This is a genomic window from Pseudomonas sp. NPDC078700, assembly GCF_044542375.1.
GTDB lineage: Bacteria > Pseudomonadota > Gammaproteobacteria > Pseudomonadales > Pseudomonadaceae > Aquipseudomonas.
In genome coordinates this window covers 40745-64074 of the sequence record NZ_JBITUI010000004.1, presented here as the reverse complement: position 1 = coordinate 64074, position 23330 = coordinate 40745, and the positions used below count along the sequence as shown (strand labels likewise).

General features: G+C 54.1%; 19 protein-coding genes. 5 read left to right on the top strand and 14 right to left on the bottom strand.

All coding sequences use genetic code 11. From position 1 onward, the window contains the following. The first annotated feature begins 7 nt into the window (after positions 1-7). Together creD and ACIGCM_RS14480 are read left to right on the top strand one after the other, a co-directional pair. On the top strand, positions 8-1360 hold the full coding sequence (gene creD, locus ACIGCM_RS14485) for a cell envelope integrity protein CreD (RefSeq protein WP_397502789.1): 1353 nt from the start codon (positions 8-10) through the stop codon (positions 1358-1360). Between the two features lie 2 nt (positions 1361-1362). Continuing rightward, positions 1363-1665, top strand: coding sequence for a hypothetical protein (locus ACIGCM_RS14480; RefSeq protein WP_397502788.1), 303 nt, complete (start codon positions 1363-1365; stop codon positions 1663-1665). A gap of 133 nt (positions 1666-1798) precedes the next feature. Here ACIGCM_RS14480 and ACIGCM_RS14475 read toward each other — a convergent pair whose 3' ends face one another. Beyond that, positions 1799-2428, bottom strand: coding sequence for a glutathione S-transferase family protein (locus ACIGCM_RS14475; RefSeq protein WP_397502787.1), 630 nt, complete (start codon positions 2426-2428; stop codon positions 1799-1801). Positions 2429-2672: 244 nt separating this feature from the next. Here ACIGCM_RS14475 and ACIGCM_RS14470 point away from each other — a divergent pair, with 244 nt between their 5' ends. Both ACIGCM_RS14470 and ACIGCM_RS14465 read left to right on the top strand, forming a co-directional pair. Beyond that, the gene (locus ACIGCM_RS14470; protein ID WP_397502786.1) at positions 2673-2939 is read left to right on the top strand and encodes a DUF4212 domain-containing protein; all 267 of its coding nucleotides are present in this window, start codon (positions 2673-2675) and stop codon (positions 2937-2939) included. Between the two features lie 10 nt (positions 2940-2949). Continuing rightward, entirely contained in the window at positions 2950-4716 is a 1767-nt protein-coding gene (locus tag ACIGCM_RS14465) for a sodium:solute symporter family protein (protein ID WP_397502785.1), read from the top strand. 180 nt (positions 4717-4896) lie between these two features. Here ACIGCM_RS14465 and ACIGCM_RS14460 read toward each other — a convergent pair whose 3' ends face one another. The 5 genes from ACIGCM_RS14460 to ACIGCM_RS14440 all read right to left on the bottom strand — a co-directional run bounded on the left by ACIGCM_RS14460 (position 4897) and on the right by ACIGCM_RS14440 (position 10252). Beyond that, a complete protein-coding gene (locus ACIGCM_RS14460; RefSeq protein ID WP_397502784.1) occupies positions 4897-5076 on the bottom strand; it encodes a hypothetical protein in 180 nt (59 codons plus the stop codon). Beyond that, the gene (locus tag ACIGCM_RS14455) at positions 5073-6203 is read right to left on the bottom strand and encodes a PepSY-associated TM helix domain-containing protein (protein ID WP_397502783.1); all 1131 of its coding nucleotides are present in this window, start codon (positions 6201-6203) and stop codon (positions 5073-5075) included. The genes ACIGCM_RS14460 and ACIGCM_RS14455 overlap by 4 nt, the downstream gene beginning before the upstream one ends. 52 nt (positions 6204-6255) lie before the next feature. Continuing rightward, entirely contained in the window at positions 6256-8658 is a 2403-nt protein-coding gene (locus tag ACIGCM_RS14450) for a TonB-dependent siderophore receptor (RefSeq protein ID WP_397502782.1), read from the bottom strand. 98 nt (positions 8659-8756) lie between these two features. Next, complete coding sequence (locus tag ACIGCM_RS14445) at positions 8757-9737, bottom strand: FecR domain-containing protein (protein ID WP_397502781.1); 981 nt, start codon at positions 9735-9737, stop codon at positions 8757-8759. Continuing rightward, on the bottom strand, positions 9734-10252 hold the full coding sequence (locus tag ACIGCM_RS14440; protein WP_397502780.1) for an RNA polymerase sigma factor: 519 nt from the start codon (positions 10250-10252) through the stop codon (positions 9734-9736). The genes ACIGCM_RS14445 and ACIGCM_RS14440 overlap by 4 nt, the downstream gene beginning before the upstream one ends. A 258-nt stretch (positions 10253-10510) precedes the next feature. Here ACIGCM_RS14440 and yegQ point away from each other — a divergent pair, with 258 nt between their 5' ends. Then, positions 10511-11935: a tRNA 5-hydroxyuridine modification protein YegQ gene (gene yegQ / locus ACIGCM_RS14435; RefSeq protein WP_397502779.1), complete on the top strand. Its 1425-nt coding sequence runs from the start codon at positions 10511-10513 to the stop codon at positions 11933-11935. Here the strand turns inward: yegQ and ACIGCM_RS14430 are convergent. From ACIGCM_RS14430 to ACIGCM_RS14395, 8 genes are all read right to left on the bottom strand, one after another. Further along, the gene (locus tag ACIGCM_RS14430; RefSeq protein ID WP_397502778.1) at positions 11895-12602 is read right to left on the bottom strand and encodes a PolC-type DNA polymerase III; all 708 of its coding nucleotides are present in this window, start codon (positions 12600-12602) and stop codon (positions 11895-11897) included. The two genes, yegQ and ACIGCM_RS14430, sit on opposite strands and share 41 nt — an antisense overlap. Continuing rightward, positions 12599-14527, bottom strand: coding sequence for a putative nucleotidyltransferase substrate binding domain-containing protein (locus ACIGCM_RS14425; RefSeq protein WP_397502777.1), 1929 nt, complete (start codon positions 14525-14527; stop codon positions 12599-12601). The genes ACIGCM_RS14430 and ACIGCM_RS14425 overlap by 4 nt, the downstream gene beginning before the upstream one ends. 74 nt (positions 14528-14601) lie before the next feature. Next, the gene (pgaD, locus tag ACIGCM_RS14420) at positions 14602-15087 is read right to left on the bottom strand and encodes a poly-beta-1,6-N-acetyl-D-glucosamine biosynthesis protein PgaD (RefSeq protein ID WP_397502776.1); all 486 of its coding nucleotides are present in this window, start codon (positions 15085-15087) and stop codon (positions 14602-14604) included. After that, positions 15084-16424: a poly-beta-1,6-N-acetyl-D-glucosamine synthase gene (pgaC, locus tag ACIGCM_RS14415; protein ID WP_397502775.1), complete on the bottom strand. Its 1341-nt coding sequence runs from the start codon at positions 16422-16424 to the stop codon at positions 15084-15086. The genes pgaD and pgaC overlap by 4 nt, the downstream gene beginning before the upstream one ends. Then, positions 16421-18427 (bottom strand): poly-beta-1,6-N-acetyl-D-glucosamine N-deacetylase PgaB, encoded by a 2007-nt coding sequence (gene pgaB, locus ACIGCM_RS14410; RefSeq protein WP_397502774.1) that lies wholly within the window; start codon positions 18425-18427, stop codon positions 16421-16423. The genes pgaC and pgaB overlap by 4 nt, the downstream gene beginning before the upstream one ends. Positions 18428-18438: 11 nt before the next feature. Continuing rightward, the gene (gene pgaA, locus ACIGCM_RS14405) at positions 18439-20931 is read right to left on the bottom strand and encodes a poly-beta-1,6 N-acetyl-D-glucosamine export porin PgaA (RefSeq protein ID WP_397502773.1); all 2493 of its coding nucleotides are present in this window, start codon (positions 20929-20931) and stop codon (positions 18439-18441) included. A 429-nt stretch (positions 20932-21360) separates the two neighbouring features. Next, positions 21361-22389 (bottom strand): hypothetical protein, encoded by a 1029-nt coding sequence (locus ACIGCM_RS14400; RefSeq protein ID WP_397502772.1) that lies wholly within the window; start codon positions 22387-22389, stop codon positions 21361-21363. Positions 22390-22520: 131 nt separating this feature from the next. Beyond that, positions 22521-23303, bottom strand: a complete 783-nt coding sequence (locus ACIGCM_RS14395) for an OmpA family protein (RefSeq protein ID WP_397502771.1) — start codon at positions 23301-23303, stop codon at positions 22521-22523. Positions 23304-23330: the final 27 nt, after the last annotated feature.

The following is a 23330-nucleotide window of genomic DNA, read 5'->3' as shown; positions in this document are numbered from 1 at the left end:
CTGCACCATGAACCGTCCTTTGTATTTCAAACTGGGTGCTATTGCCCTGTTGGTAGTTTTGCTCGTTATACCACTGCTGATGATCGGCAACCTGGTCAGTGACAGGCAGTCTCAGCGTGACGAGGTGGTGCAAGACATCGCCCGCAGCTCAAGTTTTGCTCAGCAACTGACCGGTCCGATTTTGGTCGTGCCCTATACCCAAGCCAAACGTGGCTGGAAAACCAACAAAAAAACCGGCGAACGCTACTGGGATGAATGGCGAGTGCGAGGTCGCCTGTATTTTTTGCCTGACCAGTTCAGCCTGAATGGGACCATGCGCACTGAGTTGCGTAGTCGTGGGATCTATCAAGCGCGCTTGTATCACAGCGATAACCGCATCACGGGATCGATGAGTCTCCCGGCTAACTATGATGTCAGTGACAAGATCGAAGATTACAGCTTTGAGCAGCCGTTTCTCTCGGTGGGTATCAGTGATATTCGCGGTATCAACAATGATCTCAAGCTTGAACTCAACGGCCAGCGCCTGAGCTTTCAGCCCGGCAGTGGCGAGCCGATACTTGGCAGTGGCGTGCATGTTCCTCTGCCGGTGTTGAATATTGATAAAGCCCAGACGCTTAATTTTGCCTTTGACCTCAAACTGCAAGGCACTGGCAGCCTGCAGGTAACGCCGATTGGCCGTGACAGCGTGGTGGAGTTGTCGTCGGATTGGCCGCACCCAAGCTTTAGCGGCCTGTATTTACCGACAGAACGCTCAGTAAGTGCTCAGGGCTTTAAGGCCAAATGGCACACGAGTTTCTTTGCCACCAACATGGCAGAGGTCCTGGCTAACTGTGGTTCGGGCGGGGACTGCCAGGCACTCAAGTCACGCAGCATGGGCGTGAGCTTTATCGACCCGGTGGATCAGTACCTCAAGGCTGAGCGCTCGATAAAATACGCCTTACTGTTTATCGCCCTGACATTCGCCGCGTTCTTCCTTTTTGAAGTGCTTAAGCGCATGGCTGTTCACCCGATGCAGTACGCCTTGGTTGGCTTGGCGCTGGCGTTATTTTACCTCTTGCTGATCTCACTCTCTGAACACATTGGTTTCGCCGTGGCGTACGCAATATCAGCCGGTTCCTGTGTGGCCCTGATCAGTTTTTATGTGAGCTACGTATTGCGCAGCGCCGCGAGAGGGATTGGCTTTGGCCTGTTGCTCGGCATGCTCTATGCCATGCTGTATGGCCTGCTCAGCGCCGAAGATTACGCACTGTTGATGGGCTCGGTATTGGTCTTCGCCGTACTCGGCAGCTTTATGGTGCTGACCCGGAATCTCGACTGGTATGGCGTGGGTAAAAGCGCAGTAGCCGCCCAGGAGAGCTGAACATGCGAACTTTTATGCGTTTTAGCCTGTGCTGTTTTCTGGGTGCCGTACTGAGCATTGTGCTGCTGATTGGTTTGATGTTTGTGGGCCGGTTTGACCTTATCCAGAGCCTGGCGATGACCGGCATACCGCTGAGTTGGCTGAGTTTGAACATGCTGCCCGCTGAGTTTTGGCAGGCTCTTACCGGCGTTGCTAATGCGGCAGATAACGCCTCGCTGCATTCATTTATGCAGCTTTGCGCCGCGCTGGGACAATTAGCCCTGGTGCTGGGTGGTGGCTTTTATTACTACTGGTATCGCGCATGAGCGGGCATATAGGGTTGCGAGAGGACACCCGCCAAGGGGCCAAGTTGGCACGCCAAATTGCCCGCCTGTTCAGGCCCGTGCCCAGGCGAGCCCTGCACGGCTGTAATGAACGCCATGCAGGGCAGCCGTCACCTTAGGCCGGAGGCTGGCTGTTGAGCATCGACTCGCGCTGACTCGCATCTGCGTACCAACTGGCTAAGCGTGCATAACGCTCACGCCAGCCCAGTTGCGGTTGGCGAAAGTCCAGATAGCCCAGGGCGCAGGCAATACCTATCGAGGCGATATCAAAGCGTTGCAACTGTCCGGTATCGGCTTGGGTTTCGAACTCAGCCAATGCGCGTTCGATTTTTTCCTGCTGAGCGCCTAACCAGGTTTGCCAATGCAGTTCTTCCGGGCGCAGAAAGGTCTCATAACGGATCAATACGCCTGCATCCAGAATCGCATCCGCCAGGGAGGCCAGTGTCAGGCGTTGCCAGCGACTGGGGCCCTCACGGGGAATCAAGGGTTCGCCGCTGTGTTGGTGATCGAGATAGTCAAGAATCACGCGGCTGTCGTGCAAGGTTTCGCCATTGGCCAATTCCAGTGCGGGAATCTTCCCGGATGGATTTCGCGCAATGACTTCACCGCTCGGTGAAACCGGGCTGAGCTTCACATCGAAGAGTTCGACTGTCGGCAGTTGTCCTGTCTCTTGCAGAAGCACAATTACCTTGCGGGCGAAGGGTGAGGCAGGCGAATAAAACAGGGTCATGTTCTTGCTGGGCATGGGCCTAATTCCAACATTTTGAGGGGTGCGTCACGTTAACTGCTTATTTCAATATGCCGAGCAGTATACGACCTTGGTCGTGTGTATGTAGGGCGTTGGAAGTGGGGCAGTGCTGCATGCCCTATAAACATTGAGGTGCAGTGCACAGCCTGATTGCACTCGACCAAAGTCTGACTGGCGCTTGCGCCATGGACTGCTAAGTTGCAGGAGTCAAAACAACAAAAACAATTGAGGAGAACCTCACATGTCTGCGTCTAAGCAAGAGGCTGCAAAAGCCTATTGGAAAGACAATCTACGGCTGATGTTATGGCTGTTGGTTGTCTGGTTTGTAGTCTCATTTGGCTGCGGTATTTTGTTCGTTGATGAACTCAATGCCATTCAATTCTTCGGCTTCCCTCTGGGCTTCTGGTTTGCCCAGCAAGGATCCATCTACGTATTTGTGCTGATGATTTTCTTCTATGTCTGGAAGATGAATCAATACGACCGCAAACACGACGTCCACGAAGAATAAGGCGCCGACAATGGATACCCAAACTCTGATCTATCTATTTGTCGGTGCAACCTTTGCGTTGTATATCGGCATCGCGATCTGGACCCGTGCCGGGTCTACCAGCGAATACTACGTCGCCAGTAAAGGCGTTCACCCTGTCCTCAACGGTATGGCCACAGGTGCTGACTGGATGTCAGCCGCTTCGTTTATTTCGATGGCGGGGATTATCTCCTTCACCGGCTTCGACGGTAGCGTTTACTTGATGGGTTGGACTGGTGGTTACGTGCTCCTGGCCATGTGCCTGGCTCCGTACCTGCGTAAGTTCGGCAAATTCACCGTGCCTGAGTTTATCGGCGAGCGTTACTACTCGCAGACTGCTCGTGTGGTGGCGGTTATTTGCGTGATCTTCATCTCCTTCACTTACGTTGCCGGCCAAATGCGCGGCGTTGGTATCGTCTTCTCGCGCTACTTGGAAGTCGACATCAACACCGGCGTAATCATCGGCATGTGCATTGTGTTCTTCTACTCCGTACTTGGCGGTATGAAGGGCATCACCTACACCCAGGTGGCGCAATACTGCGTGATGATCTTCGCCTACATGGTGCCAGCGATTTACATTTCGATGCTGATCACCGGTAACCCGATCCCGCAACTGGGCTTCGGCAGTGAAGTAACCGGCACAGGCCAATCGGTTCTGGAGCGTCTAAACGGTCTGGGTACTGAACTGGGCTTTGGCGTCTACACCGATGGCAGCAAGTCGACTATCGATGTGTTCTTCATCACCATGGCATTGATGGTGGGTACTGCGGGTCTGCCGCACGTAATTGTGCGCTTCTTCACCACCCCAACCGTACGTGCTGCGCGCCAGTCTGCTGGTTATGCGTTGCTGTTCATTGCCATTCTGTACACCACGGCGCCAGCTGTTGCTGCGTTTGCGCGTACCAACCTGCTGACAACCATTCCAGGTGTTGAATACGCCAATGCGCCAGAGTGGGTGAAAAACTGGGAGAAATCCGGTCTGATCGCCTGGCTCGATAAAAACGGCGACGGCAAGATTCAGTACGGCCCAGGTGCTCCGTTTGCTGGCGCGCCAACCTTCTCGGCTGAAGCCGGTGCGCATGGCGAGCGTCAGGTGACCAATGCACCAACCGATGTTGCGACTGAACTCTATGTTGACCGCGACATCATGGTATTGGCTAACCCGGAAATTGCTAACCTGCCTGGCTGGGTCATCGCGTTGATCGCTGCGGGTGGCCTGGCTGCTGCGTTGTCCACGGCTGCTGGTTTGCTGTTGGTTATCTCAACCTCGATTTCCCATGACTTGCTGAAAAGTAACATCATGCCGAACATCAGCGAGAAGAACGAACTGTTGGCTGCTCGTTTTGCTGCGGGGGTTGCAGTGGTTGTGGCTGGCTTGTTCGGGATCTATCCACCGGCCTTTGTGGCGCAAGTGGTGGCCTTTGCCTTCGGCCTTGCTGCCGCGTCGTTCTTCCCAGCCATCGTTATGGGGATTTTCTCCAAGAAGATGAACAAGGAAGGTGCGATCGCCGGTATGGTCGTGGGCCTGGTCTTCACCTTCAGCTACATCGTTTACTACAAGTTCATTGATCCAACTGCGGGTGCTGATCAATGGTGGTTTGGTATCTCGCCAGAGGGCATCGGTACCTTGGGTATGATCTTTAACTTCGTGGTCGCAGTAGCCGTTGCTTCTGTAACCAGCGCACCACCAGAGCGTATCCAACACTTGATCGAAGACATCCGTATCCCACGTGGTGCGGGCGCAGCAATCGATCACTAAGTTGTAAACGCGCTGTAAACAAAAAAATCCGACACCTGCAAAGGTGTCGGATTTTTTTATATCTGATGCGTGGGTGAAAAGGCACCTAGTGTGCGACAAGCGCAGCTTGTCCATCGAGGGTCGATGAATTTGCTGGGGATATGTGTTGGTTGGTGGTGGACAAAAAAGGCGCTGTCCACCCTATCGGGCTTTTCGTGGGCGAAATACTAGCGGCCAGCAGCCGAGTACTGCCGGGATGCCTAAGCCGAGCCATGCGACCCAGTCCCACATGCCATCGCCCAGCAGTGCGCAAAACAAGCCGAGTACGCTGAGCAGGCCAATGACCAGCGGCAGGGCAAAGGTTGATTGCCGCCAATTCATGTGAGCGCCTCTTTACTGGCCGTGCGTGATGCTGAGCCATAGCGGCGCACCCACCATAAATACAAGCCACTGATCAGCACGATAATGGTCAGCACATCCAGTACTGCCCAGAGGATTTGCATGGGCCGTCCGCCGTAATCACCAAAATGCAGGGGTTGCGACATCGACAGCGCATTCATATACCACGGGCGCTGCGCCACAGCGGTAACCTCAAGGGTGCGTGCATCAATCAATACGGGTGTCCACAGGTGGGCAGTGAGGTGGGTGGTGCCCTTCATGAATACGCTGTAATGGTGCTCACTGGAGAAGCGTGTACCGGGGAATGCAATGAAATCAGGCTGCATGCCCGGAGCGGCTTGTTGGGCAACGCTGAGCAGGTTATCAGCGGATGCGCGATCAGTTAATGGTGGTGCATCGCGATAAGGTTCTACCAGCGCGCTCAAGGCGTCATTGCGCCAAGCACTGATTAGAATATCGGCGCAGGCGCTGATGACCCCTGTGGTACCCACCACAATGGCCCACGTCAGAGTGACGATGCCAATCAGGTTATGCAGGTCAAGCCAGCGCGCGCGGGTGGAGCGCTGATGACGCACGGTGGCGAAGTCGAGACGGCGCATAAAGGGGGCGTAAAGCACGGCTCCAGACACGCACGCGACGACAAACAACAGCCCCATAAAGGCCAGTAACAGCTTGCCAGGCAGCCCTGCAAACATGTCTACATGCAAGCGCAGGATAAACATTAACACGCCGCCATTGGCTGCGGGCATGGCCACGGCTTCACCGGTGCGCGCATCGAGCATAAAGGTGTGTGATGAGTTGGGTTCAGTGCCTGCTGTGGCTGCAGTGATCGCAATCACGCCATTGGCGTCATCTTCGTCGTAACCGATGTATTGGATGACTTCGCCGGGGCGGCTCTTTTCGGCTTTATCAACCAGCTGTTGCAAGTTGAGCTGTGGCGTATCAGCTGGCATTTGGCGTAACTCGGGGGCTTCGCCAAGCAGGTGTTCCAGCTCATGGTGGAATATCAGCGGTAGGCCGGTGAGGGCCAGCAGCAGCAGAAAGGCCGTGCAGATCAGACTGGTCCAGGTATGGATTTGTGACCAGCGTTTAATGGTGGTGCTACGCATAACAGGGGTCCATCGAAAAGGGCGGCCAGTGGGGCGCTGGCCGCCACTCGGTTCAGAATTCGAGCTGAGCCGAGAAGGTCAAGGTGCGTGGTGCTCCAAGGTAATAGCTGCTCAGCCAGTATTCTTTATCTGCCAAGTTACTGACATTGGCACGCAGCGTCAGGTTGCTATCGTTGGATACGGCTGTGCGATAACGCATACCAGCATCAAATGTGGTCACTGAAGGCAAGCTGTGATTGTTGGCTTCGTCGGTGTAGATCTTGCCCGTGTAATAGGCACCACCGGTTAATGCCACACCTGGTAATCCGTTGAGCTCATATTCGTTGTAGAGCTTGGCGAATTGGCTGGCGACGTTAGTCGGCTTTTGTCCTTCGCTGTCAGCATTGCTTGAGTCTTTAACCTTTGGATCAAGCAGAGTGAGACCGCCAACAACGGTCCACTGCGGGAGCACCTTGCCGGTAATGCCGAATTCGGCACCGCGGTTTTCTTGTTGGCCGTCATCGCTGTATATGCCTTGGCTATTGGTGTAGCTGTTAGGTTTTTCAATATTGAACAGCGCCATGGTCAGCAGGGTTTCACCTACTGTCGCCTTAACGCCCAGTTCGTATTGTTCACTGACCTGCGGTGCCATGGCCTGACCGGCGTTAAGCGCAGTGCTTGGTGCGATTCCACCCGCTTCCAGGCCTTCAATGTAGCTGGCATAGGTGGTCAGCCAAGGCAGAGGTTTGTAGATCAGCGAGATATTTGGGGTGGTTTCACTTTCTTTGTAGGTGGTTGCCGTCTCGGCATAGCCAAACGCCTCAGCCCAGACGAAGTCATTGCTGTAGGTTTCGATGGTGCTGTGAGTCAGCCCAAGGATGGTCGACCACTGCTCGTTAAAGGTGATGATGTCACCGATTAGCCAGTTGTCGCTCTGGGTCCGGCTCGACAGGCGTTGATCGCCATTACCGATGCTGTAGCTGGGTTTATCAACCTGTGGTTGCTGATTGAATGGCAGGTCTGGAGTCACTGATACGTACTGTGGGCCCGGGTAAGGAATGTAATCTTCATAGTTACGTTCACGGGACACATTACCTTGATAGCCCATTGTCACCTTGTGGCCAATGTTGCCGGTGTTAAAGACTGAGTCGAGGTACAGGTAGCCCGAGGTTTCTTCGGTTTCAACTGGGGCAAAGGCATACAGCGGCTGACTGTAGACGTTGGCGCTGTAAACCGTTGGGCCGGTGTAGGTGTACTCGTTTTCATACTGGGTATAACCCAGAGCTCCACGCATGGTGAAGATGTCGTTGAGACGCCAGTTAAAACGGCTACCAATACGGTCGTGTTCGCTGTCTGAGAATGCCCAGCGCTGGCTGTAGAGTTTGTCATTGTCCAGCTTATCGGCATCAGGACGCAGGGCTTGGTCACCAAAGTACCAGTAGCTGGTCAGGCCGCGGGTTTCGCTTTTCTTGTGCGAAGCATCGAACTGGATCAGCAGGTCGTCGCTGACGTTCCAGTCCAGCGCCAGAGAGACCATCTCACGGCGGTCTTTCTGCATGTCTATCGCGGTTTCACCATCTTGCGCCAAGACATTGAGGCGGTAAGCAAAGACGCCAGCGTCATCGATGGTGCCACCGAAATCACCATGTAAATAATAGTTCTCGCCGCCCGCATTGCCGAGGGTGACGCTGTTGTAGCGCTCATAAGTCGGGCGTTTGAGCACATAGTTGACCAATCCGCCTGGGCTGGCAGGGCCATAGAGGAAGCCACTGAGGCCAGTGAGGATTTCCAGCTGTTCCATTTCTTCAACATAGTTGCCGCTGTCATAGCCGTTGCTGAAACGAAGGCCATCGTTGGCCAAACTTAAGTTACCCGAGCTACTGAAACCACGCATGCTCACCGAGCTGGCGTAGCCTGCGGAGTTTGGAGAGGTGAACTGCGTCGATGGGTTGAGCTTGTAGACGTCATCCATCGAAGTGGCTTGGATATTCTTCAGCAGATCACTGCTGATCACGTTGACCGAGTAAGGCGTGTCACGCAAAGGCATACCGCCAAGTGCACCAACGTTCTGCACTGCCTCACTGCGGTAGCCACTGGCTTCGCTGCCGTTGCTGAGCTGGGTGCCGATAACTGTGGCGTCCGGTAAGGCTGCGGCAGATGAGTCGCTGACAACGGGTTTTAGGCTGTAACTACCTGCGCTGTTGCGCTCCAACTGCAAGCCACTTCCTTGCAAGGCAGCTTCAAGTGCCTGGGTCGCCTCGTACTCACCTTGAACCGGTTGCGACATCTTGTTGGCGGTCAATTTCGGGTCAATGCTCAGGGCTATTCCCGACTGCGCTGCAATGTTGTTGAGCGTACTGGCCAGTGGTGCTGAAGGCAGCTGGTAGGTTTCAGCTTGGGCCACGGTTGCGGCGCTGCTCAGGGTGATTGCTGCCAGCAACAAATTTGGGCGCAAACGTAAAGGGAAAAGCGGCATTGTGAATAGCTCCCAAAGGGTAATATGTCTCATTACCTTATTTGCCGAAGCAGATTCAAAAAGTGTTAGGGCTTAAAAGATTTATTTTTTCCAGCCGCTTATTTCGCGTCAGTTGCTTGCGGTTTGTCTGCTGGCACAACGCGAACCCACCATTTGCTGTGTTGCTCGATGCGCACCGGCAAGCTTGGCGGCAAGGTGGCAAGCGCTAAATCGCTGTTGTTCAATGGGAAGCTGCCGCTGATGCGCATATCGGCAACCTCGGGTGCTACGCTCAAGTAGCCACTGCGATATTGCGCGAGCGTGGTTACCAGATCGGCTAAACGCTGATTTTCAACCACCAGCATGCCGTGAACCCAGGCATCGGCGGCCATCGGTGCCGTATCTGTCTGGCTGAGGCCTTGTTCGGTGATCAGCACCTGCTGGCCAGCATTGATGATGCGTCGATCCGAACCCTGTGTTGGCTGAGCTGCAACTGCCGACTTCAATACGATCAGACGCGTGCTGTGATTTGACTCGCGCACCAGAAAGCGTGTGCCAAGGGCTTGCAGGCGACCTTGCTCGGTCTCAACAATGAATGGGCGTTTATCGCCGTGAGCGGTTTCAACCAGAATCTCACCGCTGTGGAGGACCAAGCGGCGCTCGTTGGCTGTGAATTTGATATCAACCGCTGAGCGACTGTTGAGGCGCAGCAGGCTGTTGTCGTCCAACCGCACTTGCAACTGCTCGCCGCTCGCGGTCACCTGATCGGCAAACCAGTCGCTGAGAGGGCGTTGGTGATTAGCCAAGCCCAAGGCCAAGGCTGCGAGTAGGGCAATACTCAGTAGCGACTTGGTCATTCTGTTCGTTTTAGCGGGCACTATTGGCTTGTCTTTAATCAATGTCGCCCGCAACAGCGGTGATGCATCACGGCTTATATCTTGCTCTATCTGTTCCAGGCGTGACCATGCCTCTGTATGTTCGGGGGTCGCGTGTAGCCATGCCTGAAAGGCCAAGTGTTGAGCCGGGTCCTGATCTGTCGAATCCAGCTTCAGGCGCCAACTGATCGCTTTATCCAGGACGGCGCGGCTGATATCAGTCACTGCGGTGCACCGAAGCGGGCGATGTAGCATTGGCGCAAGGCCTGAGCGAGATACTGACGCACGCGTGAAACCGACACTCCAAGTTTTTGCGCGATTTCTTGCTGCTTGAGGCCGTCGACTTGGCTGTAGAGAAACGCCGCGCGTGCATTAGCGGAGAGTTCGCCGAGCAACTGGTCGATTCTCACCAGCGCTTCGAGGGCTATTTGCTGCTGCTCGGGGTTTGGTTGCAGCGGCTCTGGTAGTTGGGCGAGCTCAGCCAGATACGCCTGCTCAAGGCGACTGCGTCGATGCTGGTCAATCAGCAGACCTTTGGCGATGGTGGTTAGCAGTGCACGGGGCTCATTCGGCGTGAGTAAGTCGGAGCGGCCGAGCAGGCGGACAAAAGTATCTTGGCTGATGTCTTCCGCGCGTTGGGTGCAATTGAGGCTTTTGCGCAACCAGCCAAATAACCAGTCACGGTGGTCACGATAAAGCACGCCCACCTGTTGATGGTTAATTGAATTTGCCGAGGTCACACGAATGGCTCTGTCAGGTAAATAGAAAATACATCGAGAATTATTCGCATATATTCGCAAGAATCTTGTGTCTCGCGCAATCTACTCTGAGCAAATGGCAGATCAGTGGTCATGTTGCGGCGTTTTCAGGTAACGCGTCTAAAACTGACTGCCTGGGGTATTTCGTTTTTCGGACGTGACACTCTATAGATGCAGGTCAATAAGCACTGTGTACGCATGCTTTAAAGTTCAGCTTTGCCCATTCTTGCGTACAGAACTATGACTTTTCCCCACAAAACTGAGCTGCTTTCACCCGCTGGCAGCCTGAAGAATATGCGTTACGCCTTCGCCTATGGCGCTGATGCCGTTTATGCCGGGCAACCGCGCTACAGCTTGCGAGTGCGCAATAACGAGTTCGACCATGAGCACTTGGCACTGGGAATTAAAGAGGCGCATTCGCTGGGTAAGCAGTTTTATGTGGTGGTCAACATTGCCCCGCATAACGCTAAGTTGAAGACTTTTATCAAAGACTTACAGCCGGTGATTGAGATGGGCCCGGATGCGCTGATCATGTCTGATCCGGGGCTGATCATGCTGGTGCGTGAAACCTTCCCACAGATGCCGGTGCATTTGTCGGTGCAAGCCAATGCGGTGAATTGGGCAAGTGTAAAGTTCTGGCAGACAATGGGGTTGAGCCGCGTGATCTTGTCACGTGAGTTATCACTGCAGGAAGTCGCTGAAATTCGTCATCAGGTTCCGGACATGGAGCTTGAGGTGTTCGTACATGGTGCGTTGTGCATGGCGTACTCGGGGCGCTGCTTACTGTCGGGCTACATGAACAAGCGCGACCCCAACCAAGGCGCTTGCACCAACGCCTGCCGCTGGCAATACAAAGCGGTGGAGGGCGCTGAGAACGAGCTGGGCAATATTGTCGCCCCAGCCACAAAGCCATGCTGTGGCAATGATGGCGTTGAGCCAACCCTTGGTCTGGGAGCGCCGACAGACAAGGTGTTTGTGCTTGAGGAGAAGACTCGCCCAGGTGAAAGCATGTCAGCTTTTGAAGACGAGCATGGCACTTACATCATGAACTCCAAAGATTTGCGTGCCATCCAGCATGTCGAGCAATTAGTTGGCTTGGGCGTGCATTCGCTGAAGATTGAAGGACGCACTAAATCGCATTTTTACTGCGCGCGAACTGCGCAAGCCTACCGTCAAGCCATTGATGATGCCGCTGCCGGAAAACCGTTCGATATGGGCTTGATGGATAACCTGGAGTCGCTGGCCCATCGCGGCTATACCGAAGGCTTCCTGCGCCGTCATGTTCACGACCACTATCAAAATTATGAGCGAGGCTCTTCGGTATCCGAGCACCAACAGTTTGTCGGCGAATTTACGGGTAAACGGCTCTCAGGTTTGGCCGAGGTCAAGGTGAAGAATCGCTTCAGTGTTGGCGATGGCCTTGAGCTGATGACGCCTCAAGGCAATGTGCGCTTCACCCTGACTGAAATGCATGGCAAATCTGGTCAGGCCCTTGAGGTCGCACCCGGCGATGGTCATGTCGTCTACTTAAATGTACCTGAGGATATCGAGTTGGATTACGCACTGTTACTGCGCGATCTTGAGAGTCCTTCGGTAATCATCCAATCAGATATTCGCACCCCTGCTAAAGCGAATGCTTACGCGGTCGGCGGCTCCATTGGTTAAGGCGTTGCTGCAACGCTAACAGGTTATCGAGTTGTTGCTGGCGCGCTTTGCTGAGCATGATCAAGCCCAGCTCAGCGGTGGCTAATGCATCGGCACTGGCGTTATGGCGTTGTTGTACCTGCAAGCCAAAATGTTTGACCCAGTCATCCAGCCCTGCGCGTTCCAGTGAGGCATCCGGACACAACATGGGTGCAAGTTCTGCGATGTCAAAGAAGTTGTGCTGCAAGCGGTAGCCGAGGCTTTGTTTCAACGCTCGGCTGAGCATGCGTTGGTCAAAACTTGCATGGAAGGCCAGCAGTGGGCTGTCACCCACAAAGGCCATGAAATCCAGCAGCGCCTCAGCCGGTTCGACTCCAGCGGCAATTACGCTAGGTGCCAAGCCGTGGATCAACACACTGGCGCTGACTTTGTGGTTTTCGCGCATTAAGGTGCATTCAAACTGTTGAGCGAGGTCGATAGCACCGCTCTCGATGACGACAGCTCCAATGGCGAGTAATTCGTCGCGTTTAACGTCCAAGCCGCTGGTTTCCACATCCACAACCACCATTCGCTGTTGGCCGAGCGCAGTGTTACCGAGCGGTGCGGCTGCAGGTAATTGCGCCAGTCGCTGTTGCTGGTCGGCGTTTAACTGTGTTGTGCGGCCGGTCAGCCAAGTTAATCCATTCATAGTTGATAGCGTAGTGCCAGGCTGGTTTGCAGGCGCTTGGCCTGACGAAATGATTCACGCAAGATGCGCCGGTCGAGATGGTTGAGGGTGTCTGGATCAATCCGGTTTGAGTAGGGCAAACCCTGTTTGGCCTGCTGCTGATGGTGCTGCATGCGGGTTTGCTGAATGAAATGGTAGGCCTCTTCATAGGCCGCGCCGTCCTGTACTTCAATCACGCCTTTGTCGATCAGCGCTTGCAGCCGCTCTAAGGTATTGCAGCTTTCAATGCCGTTGGCCAGCGCCAGGACCCGGGCGCCATCGACAAAGGGGGTCAAACCTTGAACTTTAAGGTCCAGGGTATCTTTCTCGGCACCTTTGCGAGCCACCACAAAATCTCGGAAGTGGCCGACTGGCGGACGCTGGCGTAGGGCATTCTCGGCCAGCATGCGTTGGCTCAAGGTGTTCTTGGCGAATTTTTCCAGTAGTTCACTACGCAGTTCCGCACAGCCTTGTGGATCTCCCCACACCACCCGTAAATCAAAGTAGATACTTGAGCTGAGCAGGTTCTCTGGGGTGGCATCGCTTATGAAACTGTTGAAACGCCGTGACCACTCCTGTTGCGACAGGCACAGCTCGGGATTACCGGCCATTATATTGCCTTTGCACAGGGTAAAACCGCACTCTGCCAGATGCAGGTTGATGGCATGTGCAAGCGGCAGCAACAATTGACGCGTGGCCTCGGCCTCGCCAGGGTTCTGCGCCGTAAACATGATGCCGTTGTCTTGATCCGTCAGTAGAGTCTGTTCTCGACGTCCTTCGCTGCCAAAGCATAGCCAGGTAAATTCGACGCCTGGGTCTCCTAGCTCCTCTAGTGTCAACTCAATGACCCGGCAAACCGTATGGTCGTTGAGCTGGGTGATCAGTTGAGTGATCTGGGTTGAACTCGCGCCGTGTGCCAGCATTCGGTCAACCAACTGCAAAATGTTGTCACGCAAGCCGATTAACGTGTCCAACTTGCCGGCATTGCGGATACTGCGCGCAAGGTACACAAGGTCAACACGTTGCAGCGAGAATAGATCGCGCTCTGAGACCACACCGCTAAGCTGACCGTGTTCTACCACGCAGACATGGGCGATGTTGTGCTCGGTCATTGCAATCGCTGCATCAAAGGTGCTGGCGCTTGCGGGTAAGTGGAAGGGCTTGGCGGTCATGAACTGTTCAATAGGCAACTCAAGGGAGTTGCCATCGGCGATCACCCGACGCAAGTCACGCAGGGTAAATATGCCGAGTGGTTGCAGGCGTGGGCTGACGATAACAATGCTGCCGACATGCTGCTCATGCATCAGTTTTACTGCTTCGCGAACACAGGTCTGCGGCGCGCAGCTGACTGGTGTTCGCATCAGCCGCTCACTCAGTTTGCTATCGAGCGAGTATTGCGCGCCAAGACTTTCTGTTGCACGCAGTTGGACTTGCTGGTTGACCTGATCGAGCAAACTGCTAACGCCTCGCAAGGCAAAGTCGCGCAGCGGTGCCGAGAGTTCAAACAACTTCACAAAGGCTGCCTTGCGCAATAACAAGCAAAAGCTGTCCTCAGCGGCGAAGTGTTCGGTGCGGGTTGCGCGCTCACCGATCAAGGCAGACAGCGGGAAGCATTCCCCGGTGGTGATCTCAAAGGTGGTTTCGTCGTCGTTCTGTGCTGCATATGGCCGGGCACCGCGCACGCGTCCTTGCTTGACGATATAAAAAAAGTCGACCGGGCCGTCGCTGGGTTTGAGGATGCTGTCGCCCTGGCTGTAAAAGCGCAGTTGGCAGTGTTCAACCAGGTAGATTAAGTGGCTCGGGTCCATCTGCTTGAAGGGCGGGAATTTTTGCAGGAACTCAACGGTGCCGTGGATGTTCTGCGACACCGCGGTTTTCCCAGCCTGTTCGAATGCGTCCTCGGCCATGCTTGTGTCCTGTTTTTTTGCATGGTGCTATGGCGGGCGCAATGCGCCCATTGGACGTAAGTCTAGTCGAGCAATTACACGCTCTGGAGTGCTGCGCCATTCCTTAGACTGTGCACTCGGGGCCTTACTACTGCCGGGTCTTCGATCCAGCTCAGGTCACCATGCTCTGTGTTGTGCAGGATAAGTATTTGCTTGTAGCGCAAAATTTTCAGGTCAGCCAAGGTCACAAAGAAGCTTGCGCAAATGCGCTTATCGCACAGGTTTGGAATATTCTGGCGACGGCTGTAACGCGAGGCGCGCAGCTCATTGTATTTGGCCCAGATTAGCAATACTGCACCCAGCAGAGCGCCCCAGGCCAGGAAGTCTGCAAGTTGCTCTATAAGCGGCATAAAGGCGCGATAGAGCACGCTCTGAAATTGCTCAGGATGAACAATCAATTGCTCAATAAAGGGCACTGCGCCGTTTGTGATCAGGTACAAAAAGCCTGCCCACGCCGCTAGAGTCAGTCCGGCGTCGATGCTTTTCGGCAACCAGTTTTGTTCAGTTCTGATGATGCTCATGGTTCATTCCTTTTGATCCCACGGTCGGGGCTTGTCCAGCGCGCCCGTTTTCCTCGAGTGCTAATCATTACTTTGGGGAAGCTGACTAATGTCGTAAAAAACGTCAGCAGCCAGAAGGCAAGTGGGTACCAAATGGTCCAAAACAATGCCTTGCCCAAACCTTTCTCATACTTGCGTTCAATGACCAGGCTCAGGGCAAATTGCACCAAGCACACCGACGCCAAAAGAACACCTGTGAAACCTGGGGGTAACATGTCGCGAACCTGGTAGTTCGGCGGCAAGTCAACGAAGTGGCCTAAGCTCCAGAGCAGCAAGGACAGCGCCAAGGCGAATGACCAGGTTGCCGACAGAGCGAACTCCAGTAGCAATGGCCACATGTAGCGATAGCGCCACGACCAGATAGTGCCGACGTTTTTCAGCAGCACTTCGGCGCCACCCTGAGCCCAGCGCTTGCGTTGTTTCCACAGCCCCGCCAGGGTTTCAGGCATCAGAATCCAGCACAGCGCGCGGGGTTCATAGAAGATTGTCCAGTGGTCGAGTTGCAGCTTCCAACTGACATCGATGTCTTCGGTGATCATGTCATGGCTCCAGTAGTTGATGCGGTCCAGCGCACTGCGGCGAAAGCTGGCAACAACCCCAGAAATAGTGAATACACGGCCGTAGACCCGTTGGGTACGTTTGATCAAACCAATGATTGAAGAAAACTCACCCACCTGAATGCGCCCAACGAGGGTCGAGCGAGTCCGAATCCTTGGGTTACCGGTGACCGCCCCCACGCGAGGGTTTTCCAGCAGTGGTTTGACCAGAAACGCAGCGGTGTCACGGCTCAAGAGTGCATCGCCATCAATGCACACAAGGTATTCACTTTTTGCCGCGACAGCGCCCATCCGCAACGCCACTGCCTTACCCTGATTTTTCGCCAGGTGCATGACTCGCAGGCGGGGTTCCCTGGCAGCAATTTGATTGAGGACTTCGCCAGTATTGTCATTTGAACCGTCGTTGACGGCGATAACCTCGATATTCTGATAGCGCTGGCTCAGTGCGGCGCGGATGGTTTCATGGGCGTTATCGCCTTCGTTATAGCAAGGGATAATGATTGATATCAGTGGATCTTCGGCTACTTCTGGAGGGCTATTGTCGCCATCATGGGACCAGTTCCAATGGCGCTCCCAGTGCATCCAGAAATACATGCCGCCGACGATCCACAGCATCGACATCAGCAATGGGTAGAAGAAGATAAAGTTGAGCAGTACTGCTGCGCTGATGCCTTCTGCGAGACCAAAAGGAATTCCCAGAATAATGGCCAGAACGAGTAGGGCTAAAAGTCGATCTCTCATTGCGGCGGCGTCCATGCGTTAGAAAATTCAGGTCGTATTTGCTCCACTTCGGGCTGGTTGCTGACAAAGTCGTCGGGGTAATAGCCGTAATTCACGACCCCTTTCCATTGCAGGCGTGTCATCCACTGGGCGATTTGCTTGGCGGCAATTGGCGGCGAGCCAGGCTTGCTCCAATCCCGTGCTTGCAGTTCGAAAACCGTGCGTTTGAGTGCCCCCGGCCGCTGGCCGATGATGTCGACCATCTGCTCAAGCCAAGCGTTGGAATGCTCAAGCTTGATGCCCTCCATCAGCGGCATGGCCATGGGCGCGGTCCAGTCATAGCTGGCGAGAAAGTTATCGAGGTTTTGCGCGTACCAGGTCTCACTGGCAGGGTTCATGATTGGCTGCGCATAGATATTGCGCGCGGTTAGAACCTGCGGGCCACGGATGTCCTTAACCTGCTTGGCCAACTCCAGGGTGAAATCGGTGAGGTAGCGGGTTTTGAATTGAGTCCACTGTTTCAGTGTTTCAGGGTCGTCACGCAGCGCTGAGATGGTTTGGGGTAAGCCCGCTTTGCCGTAGGCCGCCAGCGCATCCGGACTCACATCCTCAAAGTCGGAGAGCAGGGCGTCATCATGAAACAGCAAACCATCGAAATTGCTGTAACGGGCCAAGTCCTTGTAGATATCGGTGATCTGTTTGCGGGCTTCAGCATTAAACGGCGACAAGCGTTGATACTGTTTTGGGTCAACAGAACTGGCGTCAGTTTCGGGGTCCCAACGCTGCACCCGAGGTAGCGTTTTGTCCAGGGCGAAACTAAGCACCGGCATCCATGCGTAGACTTTGACCTGCGCCCGGGTTTGTAACTGCCATGACGTGCGATTGAAAAGGTCGGCGCGCATTGGCAGGCGGCTGTTAGGAAAATAGGTTTGTCGAACAGTGCCATCACCTTCAGGGTCGGCAAATGCTTGTAGAAAAACTGTGTTGATGCCCAAGTCATGAATGCGTTGAACCAAGGTGCCGATGTTTTTATCCATCTGCACTGGGTCTGAGTCGTATACGTAGTCCAGGTCTACGTGGGCGACACGCATCGAGTTGGTTTCACGGATGTTGAGGATTGATGATACAAACTGGCCAATCTCGGGGTCGCCACTGACTAAAAGACGGGGTCCCTGCTTGATGGTTGAAAGGCTACTCATGCCATCGTTCAGCGTCAGTGCAATGCTGTAGCCGTTATCTGCAGCAATCTTGAGAACCTCGCCATTTTGCTGACCATAGGGCCACACCCAAACGCGGGGTTTACGGCCGGTTGCTTGTTCTATCTTGGCGCTGATCTGGACAATGTCTTGGCGCCAGCGAGTCTGTGCTTGCTCATCGTTTTCATAGCTCTTTTGCACCGGGTCGTAATGGCGGTTTGCGGCCGATGGCTCCAGGTTACCTTGCGGGTTTGCCAAGGCCCCGGTGTGCATGTTGTTGGTGTGCGCGGCTATTTCAACCAAGGGGTTGTTGGCCATTCGCTTGATCTGCTCCCAGGTCGCGAATTTATGGCGATCTGTGGGTATTCCTGCGAAATCGACCGGGCTGTCTAGGGGGGTGCTAACCCAGGCACCTACAGGTGCAAATACAGCAGGCCAATTGTAGGCCTCAAGCAGCGGCATCACACGGTCATAAAAGCTGCTGTAGCCATCATCAAATGTCAGCAAAATCGCTTTTTCGGGCAGGGGTTTAGTGCCTAACCTGGCCGCGAGAACCTGATCAATCGATACGGCTTGGTAGCCGTTGTCATGCAGCCAGTTAAGCTGGGCGATCAGGTTAGCCGTGCGCACAGAGACATAATTCTGATCGGCCTCTTGATCCTCAATGTCGTGATAGCAAATTGCTAAGACTTTACCCTCAGGCCAAGGCGCTTCGCTGGTCGGCAGTGCGCGACTAAGTGGTGGTACAAAAGGTGGGGCCTCAGAAGCACAGGCGCTGAGGAGAATCAGGCTTAATGCCCAAAAAGTGAAGCTATAAAGAAAACGCATGGGAGTACTCATCAAAAACGGTACGAAAGGTCAAACACGAGCCGGTACTCGGTCTCACGCTCACCGTCGTAGGGGCGGCTAAGTGCTGAGACGGTTGCGCCAAAGTTGAGCTGGTCATCCATGTTCACGCGCTGGCCGTAGCTGATGAAACCGATGGGGGCGGTGCCGTAGTTGCGTTGGTTGTAACTGCCTAGGCCGAACTGTGCTTGTTGGCTCCATGTCCGTTCGTATCGCTCATACAGCGAGTGCGTAAGGCGTAGGCTTGGCAGGATGCTCAAGTCATTTTCAGGGCTGAAATACGGGCCTTCGCCGGGTTGGCTGTTATGGCTAGCCCCGATGTCGAGCAAGACATCGGCAATCAGTTTTGGCGATGTGTAAGCCCGCTCCTCACCTGATATCGAGCCGCTAATGCGGTTGTTGCCATCATCAAAGCGCTGTGGCGAGAGTGATAACCGCCATCTGCGGCGTTCGTTCTGCTGCCACAGCAGGTAGCCGGAGAAACTGTCGGAGGTGACGTCACTGTTTAGCGCTCGCAACGGCGTTTCACGCGACAGCCAATCCAGTGACCAGCCGTACTGCCAGTTATCGTTGAGGTCGTGGCTGGCGCTGAGTCGCCCTCCCTGCTTGTTGCCATGGCCATAGTTTTGATTGTTAATCTCGGCCTCAATGCTGTGATTGCGGCTGCGCCATTCAACCCCGCCGCGTTGATAGCGGTTGTGACCTTTACCCTCTTGAAACTTACCTTGGTTGTAACCAACGCCACCGAATACGCGCCAGTTGTAATTAATAGGCGAGCTGTACAGGACGGTATCGAGCCCAAAGTCGCCAGTGCCTGTGGCTGTATTGTCAGGGCTAATCCCGCCATTGCTGGAAATGCGCAGTTCAGCCATGTTGTGTAGCGTGTGAGCGCGATCTAAACGCTGGGCCGAGAGCCTTTCCGGGTAGCGAGAAATGACATCTGTGGCATATAGCTCGAACTGCCGCCACTCTTGCAGGGCTTGGGCGGTATAGCCCTGACTGATTTCAACATCGATAGAGCGCGGCGAAATATTTTCAGCCTCTTTAAGCTCGGCTTCAGAGCGGCGAGACCAGCCCCGCGCAGAATAAATATCAGCACGCATCGTGCGCAGTTCCGTATTGCCCGGCGCACTGTTAGCAAGTGTTTGAATTTTTTCCTCAGCGCCTTTTAAGTCGTTACTCGATTGGGCGGCACTGACCTCCATGACCTTGCCGGCTAACCAGTCGGGATTGGCTTTACCCCTGGGTAAGCCTTTTTGATAGACCCGTCTCGGTTGATCGGCGATTACAGGCACCAGTTTGGCGGCTGCTGCGCTTTGTTGGCTCTCATTGAGGGCATAGTAGAGCGCTTGCTGATCCGACAGGCGAGCGGGAGATTTCGTATCCCCACTGGCCAGAATCTGCTTATAGAGCTTGGCGGCGTGTTCTGGTTGCCGCAAATACAGATAGGCACCGGCGACCCAATGCAATGCATAATCTGGAAGTTGTACGCCCTGTGCGTTGAAGTGTTGGTATTCATCCAGCACTTTTTGCATGTAGAAGCGGTTGTACAGCGCACCCATTCGGTCAATCCGCAGGACTTTGGCATCGTCTTTCGCCTGGGCAATGGGCGCCCAGGCGGTCAGCAACTTGTCGGCTTCGAATAGGGCCTTGTCAGCCAGCTTGAAACGTTCACTTTCTTTAGCTGTTGGCAGATCTGACATGCGTACGTATTCCGCCACTCTTGCTCTTTGCAAAGTGCGTAACTCATAGTCATTGAGCAGACCGGGAGTTTGCTCGGAAAGTTTGAGTGCTTTGAAGCTCAAGCCCGAGCGTTGCAAAGCCAAGAGGTATTCGCGTTTTACACTTTTGTTTTCGGGCGCCAATCTGAACGCCTCGGCCATTTCCTGCAACGCGCTGTATTGCTGCTGGTTGCGCATATAGGCATAAGCGAGGGCCAAACGACGCTCGATATTCTTTGGTTGTTTGGCTATTAGTGACTGCGCCCGGCGCACTGCTTCAGCTTGTTTGCCTGAGTCGGCTAAGGTCATGACACGGCCGACAAGGGCGCCATTGTCGGTTGGTCTTAGTTGCAGCTCCTGAGCGTAAGCCGCCAGCGCCTGTGGCCACTGCTGCAAGTTGCGATATGCTCGTGCAACAGTGGCCAATACATCGGCGTTGGCTGTTAAAAAATCGCGGCTGTTTTCATACTGGCCGACAACTTCTTTATCCAGCCCAGCCCAGCCTGCAATGAGTATGTAGTCATTGGCATAAAGCTGTGAGTGCTGAGTTTTATTCGCATCACGCAAGAAATTAAGGGCGGGCGCAAAGTTGCCATTGCGCGCACCAATCACAAGTTGGTCGTAGTTTGATGCTTGTGCTGCCACAACGGTGCTTGAACACACCACCGCCACGAAACAGAGAGGGCGGGCAGTGAGCACGAGGATGTGGGCCCTTTTGCGCAAATGCAGTAAGGGTGAATTAAGATTTCGTATCACGTTAGCCATCTTTTGAAAGGGTGAGCGGCCTATGAGTTAAAACTCATTGGAAGGCGCTGCTCTGGGAGCCCGTACGATGGCATTAACCGCAATTACCAGCTTTATGGTAGCGGCGAATACTGATGCCAAACTGAACTAATCTAAGTTGGTTTGTACGGTTCTTGTCAGTGCTTATTGGGCTGAGCATTGAATAGTCGGGTAGCACCGATATTGAGTCGTCAGCTCATAAAGAGAAGTACTTGTGGTTTACAAGTATTTCTCTCAGCGGATTATTTCAGCGCTGTTTGGAGAGAAGGGAAATCGAAAAGAATTTTTCAGATTTGTTGCCACTGGCCGTTTGGCAAGACGCCAGCGTTTGGTCGAAGTTACCCGCGCCAAGCGCCTGAGCAAACGACACCCTGCTAGACAAACGCCTCGCAGGGTGTCGGAATGCTGGGTTTATTGTTTGTCCGGAGCCAGCAAGGCGTTGACCGAAGTATCGAAATAAGCCACCTGCAACGGGTAGTCCCGGCCCAGCAACTTGCCTTGGCCGTACCAGAAGATGCCATTTTGCCGAAGTATTAAGCCGTCAGGGCCGAACTCAAACAAAGTGCCTGTCGAGGCACTAAAAACAAATTGCTCGGCGTCCGCTCGCAGCAGGTTATAGCGTGTTCCGGCAGCGGGCAGCTGCTGCTTGATGCGCTTTAAATATACCGGTGCAAGTTTGGCGAATAGTTGGGTGCTCAACTGATAGTATTGATCAATTGACAGTCCAGGCCGGCGCTGCAACTCGCTGGCAATCAAGGCAAATACATCGGCATTTGCTCGTGCAACTGCGAGTTTGATTGGCAATGTTACCGCCAGGCTTTTCTGATCAATGTGCAGCTCTGCTTTGGTCTCTGGTTTGGCAGCAACTTGTGGCAGGTCGGTTTTTTCTTTTGAGCCCTGCTCGGCAGGTGGAGTGGGGGCTTGAGGTTTTACCTCGCTCCAGACCATAAATTCCTTAGAATCTACCGAAGAAAGAACGCCTGTTGCGAGGTAAGCCGCGCAGGCGGTGCTTTGCCCTGCTTGGTCGCCATTGACCAGCAGAGATAGCGGATTTCCTTGTTTTGGCACAGTGCCTGGTTCAACTTTGTTCTGTTGAAGAAATGCATTCACTTGGTCCTGGCCAAGGTCGCCCCGGGCCAAGCCACAAATCTGTATCATCAGCCCGGATTCGTTCTGCTTATCCAGATTAAGCTTTAGCGAAAACACCCCTTCTTGAATGATTGGCAGCGCCGGAATGCTTAGCCAATTGCGCTTAGACGAAGCTGAGGGTGTGTTGGGCTGGTTGTAACCCAGCGCCTCTTTAATGGCAGGCAGCACAGGGGTGTCTAGCAAACTGCGCTCAGCGGAGGTTGCCTGTTCAGTCGGGGTATTGGACTGATCACAACCTGTTAGCACCAATAGCCCAACCAAGGAAACTGCAGTAAGAGAACGGAACGCCATGGCGCTACCTCACAATATTTAATGATGACCCCGGATCAAAACTGACAGCGGCAACTTGGCAGATAAACTTGATCTCTTATGGAGCAATTGGCGATACCTTGTGGGCGGCACTACGCCGTCCGATGTGAGTTTTACTTTGAGTGAATAGTGATAGTAGTGCGTCGGTTAGGTGCCAGGCACTCAATAACTTGAGCAGTCTTAGCGCCAGAGCACGCCACCAAAGGCTCGTCAGCGCCACGACCTTCTGCGCTGATCAGCGATTGAGGGATGCCCTTGCCGAGCAAGTAATCTCGCACTGCACTTGCCCGCGCGGTCGACAGTGAATCATTGTAGGTGAGACTACCAAAGCGATCGGTATGACCTATCACTTCAATCTGATCCACCTGCACCATGTCAATTTCATTGGCCAGTTTGTCCAGGCTTGCGCGCCCCTGTGAACTCAAGGTTGGGCTACCAAAACCAAAGGTCGCATCGGCAGACAAATCCACGCTTTTCACGGCTGGTGCTTCTGGTGTGGGCGTCATGCAGTCGGCAGGGGAAAAGAAGAACGACTGCGCCAGCACGTCCTTGTCAAACAGCACCTTGTACTGACAGACCTTGTCCGCTCCATCAGGCTGGCGGAACTTAAAGATATAGTCCCACTCACGTACGCCAAACATACCTTCATTGAATTGTGGGTGACCGATCAAAGCCATGATCTGCTTCTTGGTCATGCCCGCACGAATGCTGGCCAGGTTATCCTGGTTGACGTAATAACCCTCGGGCATGCTTGCATCGCTTATCTTGGGGAAGACCGGCTGGTCAGTCTTGCCGGCATCATCGACATTGCTAACGGTGCTGCAAGCCGCCAGTGTGGCGAGCGTGGTGGCAGCCAGTGCCAGTCGTAAACCGCTGTGGATAAATTGCTTATACATCTTAAACACCTCTAAATCTGCGCAAAG